Origin of the sequence: Goodfellowiella coeruleoviolacea (assembly GCF_024171785.1) — a bacterium.
GTDB lineage: Bacteria > Actinomycetota > Actinomycetes > Mycobacteriales > Pseudonocardiaceae > Goodfellowiella > Goodfellowiella coeruleoviolacea.
This window is the reverse complement of the sequence record NZ_JAMTCK010000009.1, coordinates 315,202-333,363: the sequence shown is the minus strand read 5'-3', so window position 1 is coordinate 333,363 and position 18,162 is coordinate 315,202. Positions and strand designations below refer to the sequence as shown.

Annotated in this window: 25 protein-coding genes; 11 read left to right on the top strand and 14 right to left on the bottom strand. The window is 70.6% G+C overall.

The window, feature by feature from the left end:
• Positions 1-5: 5 nt before the first annotated feature.
• A complete protein-coding gene (locus LX83_RS21170) occupies positions 6-1,442 on the bottom strand; it encodes an MFS transporter (RefSeq protein ID WP_253774061.1) in 1,437 nt (478 codons plus the stop codon).
• 190 nt (positions 1,443-1,632) lie between these two features.
• Between LX83_RS21170 and LX83_RS21165 the strand changes: the two genes are divergently transcribed.
• The 3 genes from LX83_RS21165 (at position 1,633) to LX83_RS21155 (ending at position 2,399) form a co-directional block, all read left to right on the top strand.
• On the top strand, positions 1,633-1,830 hold the full coding sequence (locus LX83_RS21165) for a hypothetical protein (protein ID WP_253774060.1): 198 nt from the start codon (positions 1,633-1,635) through the stop codon (positions 1,828-1,830).
• A 135-nt stretch (positions 1,831-1,965) separates the two neighbouring features.
• Positions 1,966-2,289 carry a glycoside hydrolase family 3 C-terminal domain-containing protein gene (locus tag LX83_RS21160; RefSeq protein WP_253774058.1) on the top strand — a complete coding sequence of 108 codons (324 nt, stop codon included), beginning with the start codon at positions 1,966-1,968 and terminating at the stop codon, positions 2,287-2,289.
• Positions 2,211-2,399 (top strand): fibronectin type III-like domain-contianing protein, encoded by a 189-nt coding sequence (locus LX83_RS21155; protein ID WP_301328598.1) that lies wholly within the window; start codon positions 2,211-2,213, stop codon positions 2,397-2,399. Before LX83_RS21160 ends, LX83_RS21155 begins: the two co-directional genes overlap by 79 nt.
• Before the next feature lie 31 nt (positions 2,400-2,430).
• Here the strand turns inward: LX83_RS21155 and LX83_RS21150 are convergent, their stop codons facing one another.
• From LX83_RS21150 to LX83_RS21105, 10 genes are all read right to left on the bottom strand, one after another.
• A complete protein-coding gene (locus LX83_RS21150; protein ID WP_253774054.1) occupies positions 2,431-2,865 on the bottom strand; it encodes a VOC family protein in 435 nt (144 codons plus the stop codon).
• A gap of 190 nt (positions 2,866-3,055) precedes the next feature.
• Positions 3,056-4,189: a methyltransferase domain-containing protein gene (locus LX83_RS21145; protein WP_253774051.1), complete on the bottom strand. Its 1,134-nt coding sequence runs from the start codon at positions 4,187-4,189 to the stop codon at positions 3,056-3,058.
• The gene (gene tgmB, locus LX83_RS21140; RefSeq protein WP_253774049.1) at positions 4,186-5,139 is read right to left on the bottom strand and encodes an ATP-grasp ribosomal peptide maturase; all 954 of its coding nucleotides are present in this window, start codon (positions 5,137-5,139) and stop codon (positions 4,186-4,188) included. The genes LX83_RS21145 and tgmB overlap by 4 nt, the downstream gene beginning before the upstream one ends.
• Before the next feature lies 1 nt (position 5,140).
• The gene (gene tgmA / locus LX83_RS21135) at positions 5,141-5,443 is read right to left on the bottom strand and encodes a putative ATP-grasp-modified RiPP (protein WP_253774047.1); all 303 of its coding nucleotides are present in this window, start codon (positions 5,441-5,443) and stop codon (positions 5,141-5,143) included.
• Positions 5,444-5,913: 470 nt separating this feature from the next.
• A complete protein-coding gene (locus LX83_RS21130; RefSeq protein ID WP_253774045.1) occupies positions 5,914-6,084 on the bottom strand; it encodes a hypothetical protein in 171 nt (56 codons plus the stop codon).
• Complete coding sequence (locus LX83_RS21125; RefSeq protein ID WP_253774043.1) at positions 6,078-6,308, bottom strand: hypothetical protein; 231 nt, start codon at positions 6,306-6,308, stop codon at positions 6,078-6,080. The genes LX83_RS21130 and LX83_RS21125 overlap by 7 nt, the downstream gene beginning before the upstream one ends.
• Positions 6,305-6,589: a zinc finger protein gene (locus LX83_RS21120; RefSeq protein ID WP_253774041.1), complete on the bottom strand. Its 285-nt coding sequence runs from the start codon at positions 6,587-6,589 to the stop codon at positions 6,305-6,307. The genes LX83_RS21125 and LX83_RS21120 overlap by 4 nt, the downstream gene beginning before the upstream one ends.
• A complete protein-coding gene (locus LX83_RS21115; protein WP_253774039.1) occupies positions 6,586-6,996 on the bottom strand; it encodes a hypothetical protein in 411 nt (136 codons plus the stop codon). Before LX83_RS21115 ends, LX83_RS21120 begins: the two co-directional genes overlap by 4 nt.
• Complete coding sequence (locus tag LX83_RS21110; protein WP_253774037.1) at positions 6,993-7,199, bottom strand: hypothetical protein; 207 nt, start codon at positions 7,197-7,199, stop codon at positions 6,993-6,995. The genes LX83_RS21115 and LX83_RS21110 overlap by 4 nt, the downstream gene beginning before the upstream one ends.
• Positions 7,196-7,462 carry a hypothetical protein gene (locus tag LX83_RS21105; RefSeq protein WP_253774035.1) on the bottom strand — a complete coding sequence of 89 codons (267 nt, stop codon included), beginning with the start codon at positions 7,460-7,462 and terminating at the stop codon, positions 7,196-7,198. Before LX83_RS21105 ends, LX83_RS21110 begins: the two co-directional genes overlap by 4 nt.
• 237 nt (positions 7,463-7,699) lie before the next feature.
• Here LX83_RS21105 and LX83_RS21100 point away from each other — a divergent pair, with 237 nt between their 5' ends.
• A complete protein-coding gene (locus LX83_RS21100) occupies positions 7,700-8,530 on the top strand; it encodes a helix-turn-helix domain-containing protein (RefSeq protein ID WP_253774033.1) in 831 nt (276 codons plus the stop codon).
• Between the two features lie 10 nt (positions 8,531-8,540).
• Positions 8,541-8,741, top strand: coding sequence for a DUF397 domain-containing protein (locus LX83_RS21095; protein ID WP_253774032.1), 201 nt, complete (start codon positions 8,541-8,543; stop codon positions 8,739-8,741).
• Between the two features lie 89 nt (positions 8,742-8,830).
• Here LX83_RS21095 and LX83_RS21090 read toward each other — a convergent pair whose 3' ends face one another.
• Both LX83_RS21090 and LX83_RS21085 read right to left on the bottom strand, forming a co-directional pair.
• Positions 8,831-9,181 carry a hypothetical protein gene (locus LX83_RS21090; RefSeq protein ID WP_253774030.1) on the bottom strand — a complete coding sequence of 117 codons (351 nt, stop codon included), beginning with the start codon at positions 9,179-9,181 and terminating at the stop codon, positions 8,831-8,833.
• A gap of 210 nt (positions 9,182-9,391) precedes the next feature.
• Complete coding sequence (locus LX83_RS21085) at positions 9,392-10,405, bottom strand: hypothetical protein (RefSeq protein ID WP_253774028.1); 1,014 nt, start codon at positions 10,403-10,405, stop codon at positions 9,392-9,394.
• Between the two features lie 127 nt (positions 10,406-10,532).
• On the opposite strand from LX83_RS21085, the gene LX83_RS21080 reads away from it, so the two are divergent.
• The 5 genes from LX83_RS21080 to LX83_RS21060 all read left to right on the top strand — a co-directional run bounded on the left by LX83_RS21080 (position 10,533) and on the right by LX83_RS21060 (position 16,445).
• A complete protein-coding gene (locus tag LX83_RS21080) occupies positions 10,533-11,741 on the top strand; it encodes an FAD-dependent monooxygenase (RefSeq protein ID WP_253774026.1) in 1,209 nt (402 codons plus the stop codon).
• A gap of 177 nt (positions 11,742-11,918) precedes the next feature.
• Positions 11,919-13,574: a glucuronyl esterase domain-containing protein gene (locus LX83_RS21075; RefSeq protein ID WP_253774024.1), complete on the top strand. Its 1,656-nt coding sequence runs from the start codon at positions 11,919-11,921 to the stop codon at positions 13,572-13,574.
• Between the two features lie 229 nt (positions 13,575-13,803).
• A complete protein-coding gene (locus LX83_RS21070) occupies positions 13,804-14,433 on the top strand; it encodes an RNA polymerase sigma factor (protein WP_253774022.1) in 630 nt (209 codons plus the stop codon).
• Positions 14,426-15,685 (top strand): hypothetical protein, encoded by a 1,260-nt coding sequence (locus tag LX83_RS21065; protein WP_253774020.1) that lies wholly within the window; start codon positions 14,426-14,428, stop codon positions 15,683-15,685. The genes LX83_RS21070 and LX83_RS21065 overlap by 8 nt, the downstream gene beginning before the upstream one ends.
• A gap of 100 nt (positions 15,686-15,785) precedes the next feature.
• Positions 15,786-16,445 carry a 4Fe-4S single cluster domain-containing protein gene (locus LX83_RS21060; RefSeq protein WP_253774018.1) on the top strand — a complete coding sequence of 220 codons (660 nt, stop codon included), beginning with the start codon at positions 15,786-15,788 and terminating at the stop codon, positions 16,443-16,445.
• On the opposite strand, the gene LX83_RS21055 is transcribed toward LX83_RS21060, so the two are convergent.
• Entirely contained in the window at positions 16,366-17,079 is a 714-nt protein-coding gene (locus tag LX83_RS21055) for a DUF6338 family protein (RefSeq protein ID WP_253774016.1), read from the bottom strand. The two genes, LX83_RS21060 and LX83_RS21055, sit on opposite strands and share 80 nt — an antisense overlap.
• A 228-nt stretch (positions 17,080-17,307) precedes the next feature.
• On the opposite strand from LX83_RS21055, the gene LX83_RS21050 reads away from it, so the two are divergent.
• The gene (locus LX83_RS21050; RefSeq protein WP_253774014.1) at positions 17,308-18,075 is read left to right on the top strand and encodes a CHAT domain-containing protein; all 768 of its coding nucleotides are present in this window, start codon (positions 17,308-17,310) and stop codon (positions 18,073-18,075) included.
• The last annotated feature ends 87 nt before the right edge of the window (positions 18,076-18,162 follow it).

The following is an 18,162-nucleotide window of genomic DNA, read 5'->3' as shown; positions in this document are numbered from 1 at the left end:
GGTTCTCACGCGTGCGTGCTGGCCGCGTTCGTCGTGTCCGCGCCCTGGGCGCGCCGGCCGCGCAGGGTCACGCCGGCGACCAGGGCCCCGACCGCGGCGATCCCCGCCGCGCCGAGGAAGGCCGCGGACTGACCGGTGGTGAGGGCCGCGGCGTCGCCGAGTTCGTTGGCGCCCAACGAGGTGGCGAGCGCGGTCATCGCGGCCAGCCCCAGGGCCGACCCGACCTGGTAACTGGTGTTGACGATGCCCGAGGCGAGGCCACCCTCCTCGGGGCGGGCACTGGACATGGCCGTGCCCAGTGACGGCACGAAGGCCAGCGCCATGCCGGTCGCCGCGACCAGCGAAGCCGGGAGCACATCCACCCAGTACGTGCCCGTCGGGCGCACCAGGGACAGCCACACCAGACCGAGCGCGAGCACCGCCAGCCCGCTCACGATCATCGCCTTCGCGCCCCACCGGGCGGCGAGCCGAGGCGCGATCGCGACCATGATCAGCATGATGACCGTGGTCATCGGCACCAGCGCCGAGCCGCTGGCGAAGGCGCCGAGCCCGAGCACCTGTTGCAGGTAGAGGTTGAGGAAGTACCACATCGGGATCCACGCGCCGCCCAGCAGCAGCTGCGCGAGGTTGGCCGCGCCCAGGTTCGGGGTGCGGAAGATGCCCAGCCGCACCAGGGAGTGACGCCGGCGGGCCTGGATGGCCAGGAACGCCCCGAGCAGGACGACCGCGATCGCGAGCCCGCCGGCCGTCTGCACCGAGCCCCAGCCGGCTTCTGGCGCGCGGACGACCGCGAACACGGCCACCGCGAGGCCGGCGGTCACGGTCACCGCGCCGAGCAGATCGGTGGCACCGCGCCGGGCCGTTCCCTTCGGCATCAGTGCCGGGCTGGCCACCAGGGCGACGAGCGCGAAGGGGATGTTGATGTAGAACACCCAGGGCCAGCTGATGTACTCGCTGATGACGCCACCGAGGAACACGCCGGCGGTGCCGCCGGCCGGTGCCGCGGCCCCGTACAGGGACAGCGCCTTGCCCAACTCGCCGGGCCGGCCGCCGAACAGCATCATCAGCAGGGTCAGTGCCGAGGGCGCGACGAGTGCGGCGCCCGCGCCCTGGAGCGCGCGACCGGTGAGTTCCAGCCAGATCTCGCCCGCCGCCCCGGCCACGACCGAGCCCGCGAGCAGGACGATCCACCCGGCCGCGAAGATCCGGCGGGCACCGAGCAGGTCGGAGAGCCGGCCGCCGAGCAGCAGCAGACCGCCGAACGCGATCACGTAGGCGTTGAACACCCAGGACAGGTTCTCCTGGGAAAAGCCCAGGTCAGCTCGGATCTTCGGGAGCGCCACCCCGATGATCGAGGTGTCCATGATCACCATGAACTGGGCGATGGCGATGAGCGCCAACGCCCACCACCGCCTGCTGGCCGGGCTCGTTTCCGTCAACATGGCGACTACTCCATACCGGTAGGGGGTATCAATCGGGCGAGGACGTTAACACCTGCTCGGCGAATACACCAGGGGGGTATCCGTAGCGATACCCTGAGGGGGTACCAGCCAGGTCGGTGGGCCGCTTCCGGCGCCCCACCCGTCCACCCCTTCTCGTCCACCCCTTCTCGTCCACTCTGGAGTGTCACTCATGAGGGAACTCGGCGGGATTCGCCACCGCACCGAGCGCAACGGCTGGCAGGTCGCTGTCGACCTGCTCGTCCGGCTGTGCTGCCACCGGCTGCTGCCGTCCGCGAGTGTGCGCGTTGACCGGTCCACCCGGAGCGCCGAGGCGAGCATCGCGTTCAGCGCGCGTGCCCTGGCGCGGTGCCAGCGCCGCAACAGCTGACCCGGTCGGCGACAGGGGCGGCGGCAGGCCGTGCCGCCGTCGCCGGCCCCGGCCCCGGCCCCGGCCCCGGCCCCGAAGACGCTCTTTGTGGAACGGGCTGGTCCCCAAGCTAAAGCGCACTAGTTCGGCTGGGTGGTGGCCGTTGTCGTGCGGGGCCGGCCGCACGTGCTCGGCGAGGTGCTGGCCACCGCGGACGCGTGCCTGGCCGTCTTCTACCCGGGGCCCGCGCTCGGCACGGCAGTGGCCGACGTGCTGCTCGGCCGGCGGGAACCGAGGGGACGGCTGCCGGTGTCGCTGCCGCGTGCCGCGGCGAGCCTGCCGGTGCACTACAACCACCGCGACCACGACTGGGCCGGTGATGTGGACGCGCCACCCGGCAGTTGCGGGGTTTCCAGCGCGTCGAGGTCGCCGCGCACGGCAGCGCCGTGGTGGAACTGCCGGTCGGTGCCGAACAACTGAGCACAGTGGACGGTGCTGGTCGTCCCCGGTTGGCCGCCGGCATCGTCGAGTTGCAGACCGGCACGTCAGCCGCGGACCTGGCCGGGGTGCGGCTGACCCTCACCGGGTAGGGCGTGTCCGCCCGGTGTGCGGTGCGGCTGCTCAGTCGAGGCAGAACTCGTTGCCCTCAACGTCCTGCATCACGATGCACGACTCGTTGAAGCCGTCGGCGCGCAGCAGCCGCACCCGCACCGCACCGAGCGCGACCAGCCGTGCGCACTCGGCTTCGAGTGCGGCCAGGCGCTCCTCACCCACGAGCCCGGTGCCGACCCGCACGTCGAGGTGCACCCGGTTCTTGACCACCTTGCCCTCGGGAACGCGCTGGAAGAACAGCCGCGGCCCCACCCCGGAGGGGTCAACGCAGGCGAACGCCGAACCCTGGCGCTCAGCGGGCAACGCGCGGTCGAACTCGTCCCAGGTGGCGAACCCCTTCGGCGGCGGCGGTACGACGTAACCCAACACCTCGCACCAGAACCGAGCGACACGCTCGGGTTCCGCGCAGTCGAACGTCACTTGGAACTGCTTGACCGATGCCATGCGGCCACCATAGATGGCGCTGCTGGTCACCGACACCACAGAGTCCGCTCCGCGGGCCGAGGCCTCCGCCTGGCACAAGTCGGTGAGACGCGGCCGGCGACGTCGTGCTGGTGCCGCTCGTCCTCACCTATCCGCACAGGACGAGGCCCCCACGCCACCAGGACGGTGAACGTGGAGGCCGTCGTGTTTCTCAGTCGCCGAGCCGCCAGACGTGCGGCCCATCCGGGTCGTCCAGCCACAGGCGGTGCTCGCCGGACGCGGTGACGGTCAGGCCGTACCGCTCCGCCTCCGGACGACCGGCCTGCTCCCACGTCTCCAGGATCGGCGCCAACTCCGACCACAGCGACCGCGGCCCGGACTCGCCGACCTCGATCCGGCCGTCGTCGAGCAGGTCGGCGCGCGCCCACGAGCCGGTGACACTGTCGACCCACCGGAAGGAAGTGGTGGCGCCGCCGTCAGCGCTCATGCCGATCAAGTTGCCGGCTGGCGTCACAAACCGCTCGAAGAACGAGAGCTGCGCGAACGTCGGCCACGTGCCAGCTGAGCTGTACCGCTCGGGTTCGCCCGAGGTCGCCTGGATCAGCGTCGTCGGGGGCGGTCCGGCGACAGCGGATCCTGACCGCAGAGGCATGAACCCCGCCTTCATCACGATCGGTCCGGACACCATGTCGCCGATACGCCTCAGCATGGCCAACCCGAGCCCGACATCAACGAGGATGGCGCCGTCGGGCGTGAGCTGTTCGATCCAGGCGGCTGGAAGTCGGCCGACCCCGCAGGTGGCGATGATCCGGTCGTAGGGCGCGTTGGGTGAGTACCCGTGGGCTCCATCGCCACAGACAACGGTCGGGCAGTAGCCAGCTCGGGCGAGCGCATCGCGTGCCGCACCAGCGGCGCCGAGGTCAACTTCGACGCTGGTCACCCGATCGCTGCCGAGCCGGTCGCACAGCAGTGCCGCGTTGTACCCAGTTCCCGTACCGATCTCCAGCACCCGGTGCCCGTCGTGTACGTCGAGGGCTTCCAACATGCTGGCCATCAAGCTCGGCTCGGTGGACGAACTGGACGGCGTCCCGTCCTCGCTGAGCCGGGTGATGAGGAGTTCGTTGCGATACACCCTCTCCAGCCATTCCGGGTGGCTGCTGTCGTAGCGCACCGTCAGGTCCGGGGCTGGACTCCGGCGGGGCAGGATGTAGAACTCGGGCGTGAACGCCTCGCGCGGCACGGACTGCCACGCCGCCAGCCACTGCGGGCTGCGGATGGCACCGAGGGCGCAGAGGTGCCGGACAAGGTTCTGCCTGTGGTCGGCAGACTCAGCGGTCAACGTCACGTTGCTCCTCCCAGGAGGGAGGCCAGTGCGGCGGCGATCGGCAGTCCCGTGTGGACTTCGATCCATCCCCACTGGCCGTTCGGGTTCGTCTCCAGGTACACCCACTGGCCGTCCTCGGTGACGAGGAAGTCGTGGGCGGCGTACAACAGGCCGAAGCGGTGCATCAGCAGTCGGATGCCCTCAGCCACGTGCTCGGGCAGCTCGATGGGCTGATAGGTGAGGTTGTCGTAGTCGGCGCGGAAGTCCGCCTTCGCCGCGTTGGAGTGCGCGTCGATGCGGGCGGCGAACATTTGCCGACCAACCACGGTTAACCGAACCTCGAACTGCTTGGGAATGAACTCTTGGAACAGGTGTGCGGTATGACGCACCGAGTCCCCAATCGCAGTGGGAGAACGAATGATGGTGGTGTAGAGCGATTTCCCTCCCACCAACGGCGATCCCTGAAGCGCTTTGTAAGCCACCGTCCCCACAGCCTGCGCGAAGTGCCTCGCATGCTGTGGGTCATTCATGATCAGGGTGCGGGGAATCCGCAGGCCGGCTTCGGCTGCCGCACCGAGCTGCACGGGTTTGAGAGAGACCGCGGCGTTGCGGTGCGGATGGTTGACCCACCTGCACCGCAACGCCGCCAGCACTCCGCCGAACCCTGCCCGTGCTTCCGCCGTTGCCCACTGGCGTTCGACGTCCGACATGTGCTCGAACTCGAAGTGGGTGGGGCGCCGGTAGTAGACCGCGCCGATCTCCGACAACGGAAGTTCCCGGTGTTCGGTGCGCAGTCTCCCCTCCCAGACACCCCCGGTCGGCGACATGGTCGCGCTCAGGGAGAGCCTGGTGGGGAACTCGGCGAGATCGCACCTCACGAGGGGGATCTCCCGGTCGTTGAGTTCACGTACGACCAGGTCAGCGGTGTGATCGGGTTGCCTGGTCAGCACGAGCACGGTTCGGCCGGTCATGTCAGTCGGCGTCCGACTCGGTGTCGGTCCAGTGCTGCATGTCGCTCTTGGTGTCCAGGGTGGTCACCAGGGTGGTGCCGGCCATGTCGCGGGCGACGTAGGGCTGCCCGTCGGTGCCGACCGTCAGCTGCTGCTGCGGGTCGTAGTGGGTGTCGGCCGTGGCGACCTGCTGGATCGTGGTGGGCACGAGGTTGGTGAGCCCGAACGGCCGGTTGGCGGTGGCCTCGTCGGCGATCGACGTGAAGTGCGCGGGCGCCGACGGGAGCAGGCGAGGGGCCAGGGGCTCCGGTTCAACAATTGACACTGCAATTTCTCCTTGTTCTTCAGTTTTTTCCGGTTGCCCCGACGCTGCCTGCGGAATCGTCGCGGGACCAGCGTGGGGAGTCAATTCGTTGGCGGCCGAATCGGGCCGTTTCGCCGCCACCATTCGGAACGTTTCGGGCGGACCCAGCCGTCTACCGAGGCGTAGGCGTCAGCGAGGTCAGCCCATCCCTGCCGGTGAACCGGGTATCGGTCGAACAGATCGCCGGAACGAGACGTCCAGTCCCGGCACCTAGGCGCGGAAGACCGCTCCCACGGAACTCCAGTCGTCTCGGCAGGAGGCGCAGTGTTCCCACGCCCACCAGCGATACGGACAGTCTTCGGGCCAGATAGCCGTTGTGCCGCAACGAGTTCTGGCGTAGCGGTCGCCGTCTCGGGACCGGCTCCAGTCGACGGATCTGGGCACCAGGTGCTGGTGTTCGTCAAAGGCGCCGGGCGCGCGCCGCACCCCGTTCAGTGGCTCGGCAGCCATCCGGTTAACGGCGCCAGGCTCGGCGTTGGGGTCGTTGGGATGGCTGGAACGGCGGCTTTTCCCGCGCTACCCGAGGCGAACACCACGCCGGCGACGAACGCGATGCCAGCGAGAACAAGAGCAGCTCGGACGGTGACCTTCTTGTTCAGCACCGCCACTGGTTGTCACCCATACCCTGCCCCATTGCGGTGACGCACGAGAGGCACACCATTCCCGTGGGCTTGTCGATCCGGGTCGAGTTGGCCGCGGTGAGCACCTTTCCGCAGGCCGCGTCGATCAGGCCCTCGGTGTCTCCGTCGATCTCGCTCGTGAGCACAGCGTGGGGCCGCTGGTCCTCGTCCCACACGCGCCATCCGTAGGCCGCCGCCGTGGTCATCGGGTCACCTGCGGTTGCTGCTCGGTCCGGCGCTGCGCGGGCAGCACCGACTCGTAGTGGTGTCCGGCGAGGGCGATGTGGGTGTAATCGCGCGCCCGCTCGTAGCAGACCTGGCAGGTCGGGTACAGCCACTCCCGTTTGGACGGTTCGATGCCGAGATAGGTGACCGGGTGCCGGCAGAGGGTTTCTCCGGTGTCGCCGGGCTGGAGTTCGCCGGGGATGGCGTGTCGGCCGTGGTCCACGGGCCACCAGCGGAACGTCTTCCGGGCTGAGGTGGTCACGTCGGGCTCGCCTCCTGCCGGGTCAGCTCGTCGGCGGTGATCAGGCAGGCGTCGCAGGCGTAGGCCGGCACCGGCTTGGCCACGTCGTCGGACAGGCCGTGGCCGCACACCGCCCGGTACGAGCGGCCCTGGTTGACCTCACCGGCGGCGATGATGTGGGCGGCACCGTCCAGCGCGGACCGGCGCATCACGTACAGCGGTGTACCGCCCGGCGTGTGCTGGGTGACCAGGTAGCAGGCCGCACACCAGGTGGCGTTGTCGCGGGTGGGGCGCGGGTAGGTGGTGATGAGCGTGTCGGCGAGCTGGATTCCGCAGAGGGCGCGGTGGAACCCGGGCTTGTCGGGCAGCCAGCCGTGCACCCGTGGGGTGGCGAACGTGCTGTGCCCGTAGATCAGCGTGGTGGTCATCGTGGCCTCCAGAGCAGTGATTCCGGACGCCGCTTGGCGATCTGGTAGCGGGGGCAGTCGCAGTCGCTCTGGGCGGTGACGACGGTCAGGGCCCAGCCCCACCGGGCCAGCCACCGCCGGTGCAGGCGTCCGCGCCATGTCGCCAGGTACTCGCCCAAGGCCACCTTCGCGTGGTCGTAGTCGGTGTAGGTGCGCCGTTTCATGCTGCCTCCTGTCCGATGTGGACTGGTGTGGTGCCGGCGTGCCCTGAGGGAAGTCCGGGCCACGCCGCCATCCAGTGGTAGTCCGGGGCGGGGTCGGCTGAGGTGTTGGACCGCTCCTGGTGGGCCGGGGAGATGTCCACTTGGCGCGGTTGGTCAGCGAGGTGGTCGTCCAGCGGGAATGCCGTGATCAGATAGCGCCAGAGACCGCCGATCGCCGTCGTAGCCACGAGGCCGAGAACGGACCAGACGAGTAGTGCTGTCACGATCACCACCACCTTTGTGGGGTGGAGCAGCGAGGGAGAGCCGACAGGTGGCTCAGCTGTCTCGCTGCTCCGGCTTGGGTGTAGCGGCGGGGAAGGGGTGACTTCGGCCTGCTGAACAGGCAGTGAACTCGGTGAGTCGCACGTTACAACCTGAAGTGTGCGAGTTAGGAGGTCTCGCGTGTAGCCAGATCGAGTGAATTACCCGCACGATGCGAATATGCAGGGAAGGATGGCGCCATGCCGAACCCCGTCGTCAGCAAGATCCAGCTGGGCTTGGAGATCCGGAAACTCAGGAAGGCCGCCGGCGCTACACGCGAAGAGGTCGCCAAGGCTCTCGACTGTGACGTCTCCAAGATCTCTCGCTTGGAGAGCGGCAAGGCATCGTTGCGGACACCAGAAGTTGACTCCCTGGCGCGGCACTTCGGCATGCCAGACGAGAAGGTTGAACCTCTTCGCAGGCTGGCTGCCGCCGCTCGAAGCCGCTCAACCTACCGGGTGCCCGACTGGGCTCAGCGGTACGCCGGTCTCGAACAAGAGTCGACCGAGATCAGGGTGTACGAAACCGAGCTGATCCCTGGCTTGTTGCAGACCGAGGACTACGTCAGGGCAATCATGCACGCAGCTATGCCCTGCAAGTCGAACGACGAGATTGACCGCCTGGTCGCCGGCAGAATGAGCCGGCAGAGCAAATTGTTTGGCGACAACGTGCCTCATCTGGTGGCGATCATCAACGAGGGTGCGATTCGCAGAATCGTCGGCGGCAGGGCAGCGATGAAAGCGCAGCTGAACCAGTTGCTGGACTTCGGTCAGCTTCATCACGTTGACCTGCACGTGCTGTCGTTCGAGGCGGGTGCTCACTGCTCGATGGGAACCTCGTTCACGCTCCTGTATCTGCCGGACCCGATAGATGTCCGAATCGCGTACTTGGAAGACGTGTTGGGCGCTGACTACCTTGAGGAACCCGAGGAGATCAGGACATATAGCCTGAACTTTGAACGACTCCTCGGGGCCGCCTTGACTCCGGTGAAGTCGCTCCAAGTGATCGACCAGATACAGCACGATCTATAGGAGGGGCCGCGTGACCCCAGACTCCTTCAGCCGTTGGCGCAAGTCGAGCCACAGCAATGGATACGGAGGTGCTTGCGTCGAACTGGCGCATGCCACCGGTGTGATCGGTGTCCGTGACTCGAAGAACCCTGCCGGCCCGGTATTGACCTTCGGTCAGGCCGAGCTGTCAAGGTTCCTCGGCGCGGTGAAGTTGGGTCGCTTCGCCGGCTGACCTACGGCAAACAGCAGCCCCGCTCACGGGACCTGAGCGGGGCTGCTCTGTGTCTGGAGCCTACTCAGCCCGTCGGCAGGCTGCTGGCTTCATGGTCCCTTGTGGGCCGATGAGGTGTTGGCCGCGCATACCACGAAGATTTTCGTCTGATGGTCGACCTGGAGTTGCGATCCCTTGTGGGCCGATGAGGTGTTGGCCGCACCAGCCAGGCAGCCAGGGACGAGCGCGACGCGCGGTTGCGATCCCTTGCGGGCCAATGAGGTGCTGGCCGCCGGCCAGGACGGGGTGTCGTTCGACGTGATCAACCAGTTGCGATCCCTTGCGGGCCGATGAGGTGTTGGCCGCCGTGATGGACCGAATCCACTCACCCGGCGGGGTAATGTTGCGATCCCTTGCGGGCCGATGAGGTGCTGGCCGCCCTGGAAGACCAGCATCAACACGCTGATCACCCCGGGCACCGAGCAGCATGCTCCCAGAATCCGGGACGGCACGCCACATCCCGGTTCGGAACCTCCCGGCGTGTCGTCCGACGCTTGGGGTTCCGAAGCTCGGGGCTCGGCCTGCGTGCCGTCCTACGTGGCGAGCAACCGGAGAGTTGCTGTTCCTCGGCGCTCCCGGGGGCTCCCTCGTTGGGACTTCCTCGGCACGGCTCAGCTGCGGCCACTGCCGAACAAACCGCGCAACTGGCCCCGGAACCGGCGGCCCGCCAACCGCACCGGGGCGATCACCGAGGTTCGCACCCAGCGGGCCGGCGCCACCACCACGGCCCGCCACACCCACCGGATCGCCCGGCCCAGCGGCACGAGCAGCACGCGGTGGACGAGCTTGGCCGGGTTGACGACCAGCACGCGGACCGTCCACTTCAGAAACCGCCACAGCGGCAGCGCCACCCGGCGGCCGGCCCAGCGGATCGCGTCCAGCAGCAGCCGGCCCACCACCGCGAACGCCCTAGCAATCCCGCCGAGCACCCAGCCCAGGGCGGCACCGAACAGCCGCAGCACCGTCCACACCGCCACACCGACCCAGCGCGCCACCCGCACCACCACGGTGCGCCACAGCCACCGCAGCGGAACCACCACCAGCACCCGCCAGCACCAGGCCAGCGGAACGAGCAGCCCGACGCGCAGCACCCGGCCGACCACCGCCAGCACCCGATCGACGATCTTGCCGGCGGGGATGGCGGCCAGCAGGCGCACCAGCATCCCGATCGGGGCCAGCAGCCAGCCCAGAACCACCCCGATCGCCCCGAGCGTCCAGCGCAGGGCCCGCCCGATCGGCGCGAACACCGCGCGCAGGCCCCGCCCGATGACACCGAACAGCCAGCGCAGCGCCCGCCCGACGGGTCGCAGCACGAACCGGAACAGCGCGCCGAACACCGCGCGCAGCACACCGGCCACCGCGGCCAGCACGTGCCGCAGGCCCCGGCCCACCGGTGCGATCAGCCGCAGCCACAGGAACCGGGCCACCGCTGCCCCGGCGGTGCCGATCCAGGTCAGCACGGCCAGCAGCGGACGCAGCACGAACCGGTGCACGGCCCGCCCGACGGCCCGCAGCGCCGCCCAGACCAGCTTGGCCGGAACCACGATCACCACGGCGATGGCGCGTGCGAGCCAGACCGCCCAACCCGGCGGCCGTGGCTCCTGCTCGATGCTTCCCCCATCCATGACCGCTACAACGTAACGCGGCCACACGGGGTGCCGGAGGGTCGGGGCCGCACCTCCAGGCCGCCGGAAAGCTGGGCGGTGAGCGTTTGGTGAGCGCTTGGTCAGCAGGCCGGTCGACGCTGCCCGCATGACACAGCACCCGCGGAACAGGACAGTGCTCATCGCCGGCGCGAGCGTGGCCGGCCCGGCCCTGGCGTACTGGCTGCACCGGCACGGCTTCACCCCGACCGTCGTGGAGCAGGCGCCCGCGTTGCGGGACGGTGGCTACAAGGTCGACCTGCGGGGCGTGGCGATGCAGGTCGTCGACCGGATGGGGCTCACCTCGGCGATCACCCGGCACAGCACCCGGATGCGTGGCGGCGCCTGGGTGGACGCGTCCGGCAAGCCGCTGGCGACCCTCGGCCCCGACCTCATCGGCATGCGCGCGCCCGGCGACGACGAGGTGTTGCGCGGCGATCTGGCCCGCGTTCTGCACGAGGCGACCAGGCACCAGGTGGAGTACGTGTTCGGCGACTCGATCACCGGCATCAACCAGGGCCACGACGGCGTCGAGGTCACCTTCGCCCGGTCGGCGCCCCGGGTGTTCGACCTGGTCGTCGGCGCGGACGGGCTGCACTCCGGGCTGCGCGCCCAGGTCTTCGGCGCGGAGGCGGAGTTCGTGCGGCCGCTGGGCATGCACGCGTGCGTGTTCACCGTGCCCAATCACCTGGGTCTGGACCACTGGGAACTGCTGTACCCCATCCCGGGCAGGGTCGTGAACCTCTACAGCACCCGGCGGGCCGCGGCCAAGGCCCAGTTCATCTTCCCCACCCCCGCCGTGGTGCCCGACCGCCACGACATCGCCGGACAGCAGCGCCTGGTCGCCGAAATTTTCGAAGGCGCGGGCTGGGAAACCGACACCCTGTTGGCGGCCATGCCGCACTCCCCCGACTTCTACTTCGACGCCGCCAGTCAGGTCCGCCTGGACCGCTGGTCGGCCGGTCGGGTCGCGCTGGTGGGCGACGCCGCGCACAGCCCGTCGCCGCTGTCCGGGCAGGGCACCAGCCTCGCCCTGGTGGGCGCGTACGTGCTGGCCGGCGAACTGAAGGCGGCCGGAGGTGACCACCGGGTGGCGTTCGCCCGCTACCAGGAGGAGATGCGGGAGTACGTCCGGGTGAACCTGACGCTGGGCGAGCGCAACGCCAAGCAGATGGTGGCCGGCAGCAGGCGGCAGATCCGGCTGCAGACCACGATGATGCGGCTGGTCGACCGCCTGCCGTGGAAGGGCATGGCCCTGCGCTCGATCATGAAGCCGCTCACCCGGGCCGCCAACGCGCTCACCCTCAGGGACTACTGAGCCGGGCGAGCGGGTCGCCGGGTCCGGCGATCAGTCGAGGCGATGGCCGGGGAGAAGGACGAACAACACTCCATCGCGTTGACATGTTTCGCTAACCTTCTCGAAACTTTAGGTCAGCACACCCGTAGTGATCGATCGCTGCGTTGCCTCCACCACCCCCGAGGAAGGAGAGCCCTGGTGATCATCAACTCGGACCGCTCCACGATCCGCTCGACGGTCGTCATGCTGGCGGCAGCGGCGCTCGTGGTCGCCGGAGCGGTCACGGCAGGAGCGCGAACGCCCACCGCCGAGGCCGCCGCCAACACCGTCGCGGCCGCGCCCGTCGAGGACGACGGCACGGACTGCCCGGTGTCCCTGCCCGGCTCCCTGCCCGCCAACGCCAAACTGCCCGATCCCTTCACCAAGCTGAACGGCTCGCGCGTCTCCAGCAGGTCCGACTGGCGCTGCCGCCGCGCGGAGATCAAGAAACTGGCGGAGCGGTACGTCTACGGCGAGAAACCGGCGAAGCCCGCGAGCGTCACGGGAACCGTGTCGAGCACCAGCATCACGGTGAACGTGACGCACAACGGCCGGAGCGCCAGTTTCTCCGCCGGTGTCCAACTGCCGAGCGGGTCCGGCCCCTTCCCCGCCGTGGTCGTGGTGGGTGGGTTCGGCGCGGACACCGCCACCATCCGGGCCGCCGGCGCCGCCGTCATCAGCTACGACCCCCTCGCGGTCGGCAAGGAGGGCACCCCGAGGAACAACAAGCAGGGCGCGTTCTACAGCCTCTACGGCGCCACCAGCAGCACCGGGCTGCTGGCCGCGTGGGCCTGGGGCGTGAGCCGGATCATCGACGTCGTCGAGCAGTCGGGCGGCAGCGTCCTCAAGGCGGACGCGCTGGGCGTCACCGGCTGCTCCCGCTACGGCAAGAGCGCGTTCGCCGTCGGCGCGTTCGACCAGCGCGTCGCCCTGACCATGCCCATCGAGTCGGGCAGCGCGGGTGCGCCCATCCTGCGCGGGATTCCCGGCGAGTCCGGCGCGCAGCCGCTGAGCAGCGCCTACAGCGAACAACCGTGGCTGGGTGACGCGTTCAGCTCGTTCACCGGCAATCCGAACGCCCTGCCGGTGGACACGCACGAGACCGTGGCGATGATCGCGCCGCGCGGGTTGTTCATCATGGAGAACCCGCACATCGACTGGCTGGCCGCCCGGTCGGGCAGCGTGGCGGCGCTGGCCGGGGCCGAGGTCTACAAGGCACTCGGCGCGGGCGAGAACATCACCTACTGGTCGGACATCCAGGACGGCAACCACTGCGCGGTCCGGTCGGAGTGGCGGACCCCGTTGCAGCAGAACATCCAGAAGTTCCTGCTGAAGACGGGCAACGCCGCCGGCACCTTCCGGATCTCCAGCAAGAAGGCCGGCAACCTGGCGCAGTGGCGGGACTGGACGACGCCGACCCTCACCGCCAGCCCGAGCGACCCGCCCACCACCACTCCGCCCACCACCACTCCGCCCACCACCACTCCGCCCACCACCACCCCGCCGACCACTCCGCCGGCGGAGAGCGGCTGCTCGGCGTCGGTGTCGGTCAACCAGTGGCCGGGCGGGTTCGACGCCAGCGTGCGGGTCACCGCCGGCGCCGCGCCGGTCACCGGCTGGACGGTCGCCGTGGCCCTGCCGTCCGGCGCCAGCGTCACCAACGCGTGGAACGCCACCCGCAGCGGGAACACCGGCACGGTCCAGTTCACCAACGTCAGCTACAACGGCGCGCTGGCGCCCGGCCAGTCGGTCGAGTTCGGCTACCAGGGCAGCGGTACGGGCGCGGGGATGACGCCCACCTGCACGGCGAGGTAGTGCCACGGGGTCCGGTGTGGCGTGCGCCCGCGCACCGGGCCCCGTTCCCCAACTGTCCTCTTCGGATAGTGGCCCACTGTCCGCTTCGGACTCCGCCGGTGGCCGGTTCGAGTGCTCAGCGGCGGACTGGGCAGGGGGCCGCTGCGCGCGGCCAGCACGGCGGCGCCGGCAGTGACCCAGATCACCGCGTTGGGCTGCCACGGTGGCGGCGGAGCGGCCCCATAGGGTCATGACCACCAGGATGACCGGCACCGCGGAGGCGAGGGCGCTGACCGACGCCCACCGGGCACCGCCACCGGCAGACGATCGGGAGTTGTGGCAGCGCGTCACCTCCGGCGGCCCGGACGCGGATGCCGCGTTCACCGAACTGTTCGAGCGGCACGCCGAGGCGGTGTGGAACTACGCGTACCGGTTGACCGCCTCCTGGTCCAGTGCCGACGACCTGTTGTCCACGACGTTCCTCACCGTGTGGCGGCTGCGGACGCGGGTCGTGCTCACGCGCGACTCGGCCCGGCCCTGGCTGTTCACGGTGACCGCCAACCTGGCCCGCGACGAGCGGCGCGCCAGGGCGCGGCTGTGGCGCCTGGTCCGGCGGTTGGGCACGCGTGAGCCGCAGGCCGACCACGCCGAGGGCGTCGTCGACTCCGACGCCGCCGAACACCGGCTGCGGCGGGTGCTCGCGGCCGTGCGGCGCCTGCCCCGCGCCGAACAGGAGATCACCCGCCTGTGCCTGCTGGGCGGGATGTCCACAGAGGACGCAGCCCAGCTGCTCGGCATCACCGAGGCGAGCGTGCGGTCCCGCGTGTCCCGCGCGCGTGCCCGGCTGCGCCAGATCACCGAGGAGGACGACCATGAGTGAGTTCGACCTGCCCGCCGAGCGGCGGCTGCCCGACGCCGTGCGCGAGTCGGCCCGGCTGCGGATCCAGCAGCGGTTGCACCAGCCACCGCGATCGCGCCGGACACCGGTGCTCGTGGCCGTGGCGACCGCGCTGGGGATCGGCGCGGCGGCCCTGGCGGTGGTCCCCGGACAGCCGGCCGTCGCCCCGGCCACCCGACCGCCGGTGAATCCCGAACTCCCCCTGCCCGACCAGGACCGCGTCTACCGGATCACCGAGGGCACCGCGCCCGCCGACGCGGCGCGGCGCTGCGCGGGCGAGCGCGACCAGGGCGCGGGGCAGTGGACGCCGATCGCCACGGTGTCCCGCAACCGCGTGGACCTGGTCGCCTTCACCACCGCGGCCGGTGTGGTGTTCTGCGAGCTGACGCCCCGCGCGGTGACCGTGTCCGCGCCGGTCGCCGACCCGGGCGCGCTCGCCGTGTCGTTCAGCACCGCCACCGGGTCGCTGGCCGGGTTCACCGGACCCGACGCGCGGCGCTTCGCCCTGCACGCCACCGACGACTCGCTGCCGAGCGTGACCGTCGCCCGCGTCGGCACGATCTGGTTGGCACCCAACGGGATCGTGGCCGACCGGCTGACCGCGCGGCGCGAGGTGCGCGACTCGTCGGAACTGGTGGTGCGGGCCGAGGTGAGCGTGCCGGCCCCGTCCCCGACCCGCGTCGACCAGGACGGCCCGGCCGGGGACCGCACCAGCCCGGAGGGACGCCGCCTGGGGCAGTGCCTGGCCGGGACGCGCCAGCCGGTGCCCGACCCGGCGGCGTGGCAGCCGGGGCAGGACACGGCCGCTGTCCTCGGCGAGTCCATCCAGTTGGGCCGCTACCGCGGGCTGCTCGCGCTGTGCCGCCCCGACGGCACGGTGAACGTGGTCGACCTGACCGACCTGGCCCGCACCCGACCGGCCAACGGAGTCGTCGTCGGGGACACCGTGCGCGGCGTGGGCGTCTACTACGGCTTCACCCCGGAAATCGATCCCGACAGCGGCCTGGAGTACTCGTCGAGCACGACGCGCGCCCTGGTCGGGGAGGTGCTGGACGAGCGGGTGGCCACCGTGGTGCTGTCCGTGCCCGGGCACGCCGACGTGACCGCCGAGCCGGTCGCCGGCACCGTCGCGCTCGCCATTCCGAACACCGCCGGTGCGGACACCGCTGGTGGGGGCAGCGTGACCACCCGGGACGCCACCGGCGCGGTGCTGGAGAGCGTCCCGCTCGGGTGAGCCGCGCTGGTGTGCCGGCCCGTCCCGGGGTGCGCGGAACGGGCCACAGCGCGGCCCGGCACGTGGCATCGTGGCGGGTGGTGCGGCCGGGGAGGTGGGTGTGCGGGACGACCGGACGGAGCGGGTGGTCGAGCCGGACGCGGGCGCGGTGCTCAACGTGGCCGCCACCTGTGTGGGGACCCGGGCGCTGGGGCCGGGACTGCGTTCGGTGGTGTGGGTGCAGGGGTGTCCGTTCCGGTGCCGGGGGTGTGTGGCGCCGGAGTGGATTCCGGACCGGCCGGCGCGGCTGGTGGGGGTCGCCGAGCTGGCGGCCGAGCTGTTGGCCGCGCCCGACGTCGACGGGGTGACCTTCAGCGGTGGGGAGCCGATGGCGCAGGCCGCCGGGTTGGCCGCGCTGGCCCGGGAACTCCGGGCCCGCCGGGACGTGTCCGTGGTGTGCTTCACCGGGTTCACCCTGGCGCGGCTGCGGAACCGGCCGCCCGCGCCCGGGGTGGCGGAGCTGCTGGACCAGGTCGACGTGCTGATCGACGGCCAGTACGTGGCCGCGCTGGACAACGGCAGGGGGCTGCGCGGCAGTGCCAACCAGGTCGTGCACCACCTGACGGACCGGCTCGCCGGCACCGGCTACGACTTCGAGCAGCGGGCCCGCTCGGTGGAGATCCGGGTCGGCGACCGGGACGTCACGCTGGTGGGGGTGCCGACGGCGGCGCTGCTGGCGCGGCTCGATCAGGTGCTCGACCGGCGGTCGACTGGTAGCTGACGAACAGCAGCGCCACCTGGCGCGCGCTGACCACCACCGCGCTGGTGTCGGCCAGTTCCGTCGCCTCGCGGGCGTCCTTGGCCCGGTAGCGGATCGGCGCGGCCAGCGTCAGGTCGCGGTCGCCGGTCTCGTTGATCGACGTGTTGTACGAGGCCAGCCACCCGGACACGTAGCTGCCGTCCTCCAGCACGCACCCGAGGTGCACGCGCCGGCCCGGCCGGTCCTGGAACAGCAGCCACCACGCGGACGACGCCGACTCGTGCGGCGCGACCGGGGGCAGCCGCACCAGCCGCCGCAGCCGACCGGAACCGGCCAGCCAGGTCAGCAGGGTGGCCAGGACCAGCAGCCCGACCGTCCACCACGCCACCGACAGGTAGGACTCGCGCAGGTACTCGCCGGGCTGGCGGACCAGCCGGCCCACGTCGGGCGTGTGCTCGGGCCACACCGACCGCAGCACCCCGAACAGCGCGAGCACCGCCACGTCGGCGACCAGGCTCACGCACACCAGTTGCGCCGTCTCGCGCAACGCCGACACCGTCTGCTGCGGCGCGATCCGCTGCCGGGCCACGATGAACGCCAGTCCGGGAGCCAGACAAATCACGAAAATCGCGAGTCCGAGCAGCGTCGACGGCATCGCACCACCATGCCATACTGAGCCTCCGCCGATTGTGGGGGGCGACGAAATGGAACAGGCGAAACCGAGCATTCCGAAATCCGCACCACCGGTCCGCCCGCGTCGGGTCCGCGGGCAGAAAATCACGGCCAACGGCCTCGATCTGCCGGTGTTCGACACACTTCCCGAACCACCGCAACCGCCGGGCGCGGACAGCGACGCGAGCAGTGACGCGGACCCGGAATAGCCGTGGCCAGCCAGCTCAGCGCGCACCGCGGCGGCCAGGACGATCCGGGGTCCGCCGTGGGAGTGCCCGCCGCGACCCCCGTCCACCACTCGACCGTCTACCACTCGGCCGGCGGCCCCCAGGTGGTGATCAACAACCCCAGCGGCTCGGTCACGGTGCCGTTGGGGGCCGCGTCGGCGGCGGCGCAGCCGGCCCACGAGCCGATCCGGGTGTTCTTCGCCGGGGCCAGCCCGTTCGACATCGCCCTGGACCGGTTGCGCGCCGACCGCGAGTTCCGCGCGATCCAGCGGCACGAGCGGCCGGACGCGCTGGTGCTGTCCAGCAGGCACGCGGCCGGCGTCGACGACCTGAACGCCGCGCTGCGGGAACGCCCGGACGTGCTGCACCTGGCCTGCCACTTCGCCGAGGGCACGCTGCGCTTCGAGGACCCGGTCGGCGATCCGCACCCGGTGCCGGTGGCGGCGCTGCGGCAGCGGTTCGACGCCTACCACCGGCACGCCGGCTTCACGCTGTCCGGCCTGGTGTTCTCGGTGTGCGAGAGCGCGGACTTCGCCGAGGGCTTCGTGGGCGTGGCCGACACGGTCATCGCCTGGCGGGGTCTGCTGGACGACGACTGCGCGATCGCGTTCGCCGACCGGATGTACCGGGAACTGAGTCGCGATCCCGGGCAGCGTCTGGGGAACGCGGCGCGCCTCGCCGCCGTCGAAGTGGCGACATCGGAGAACGGTTGCGACAACCTGGGTGACCGGCTGGTGGTCCTGTCACGGTAACGCCGGCCCGCCGAGTGCGGGCCGGTGATATGGCAGCGGCGCGGCGCCCGCGACATTCGTTGTGCGGTCGAAACGGAATCCGCAAAT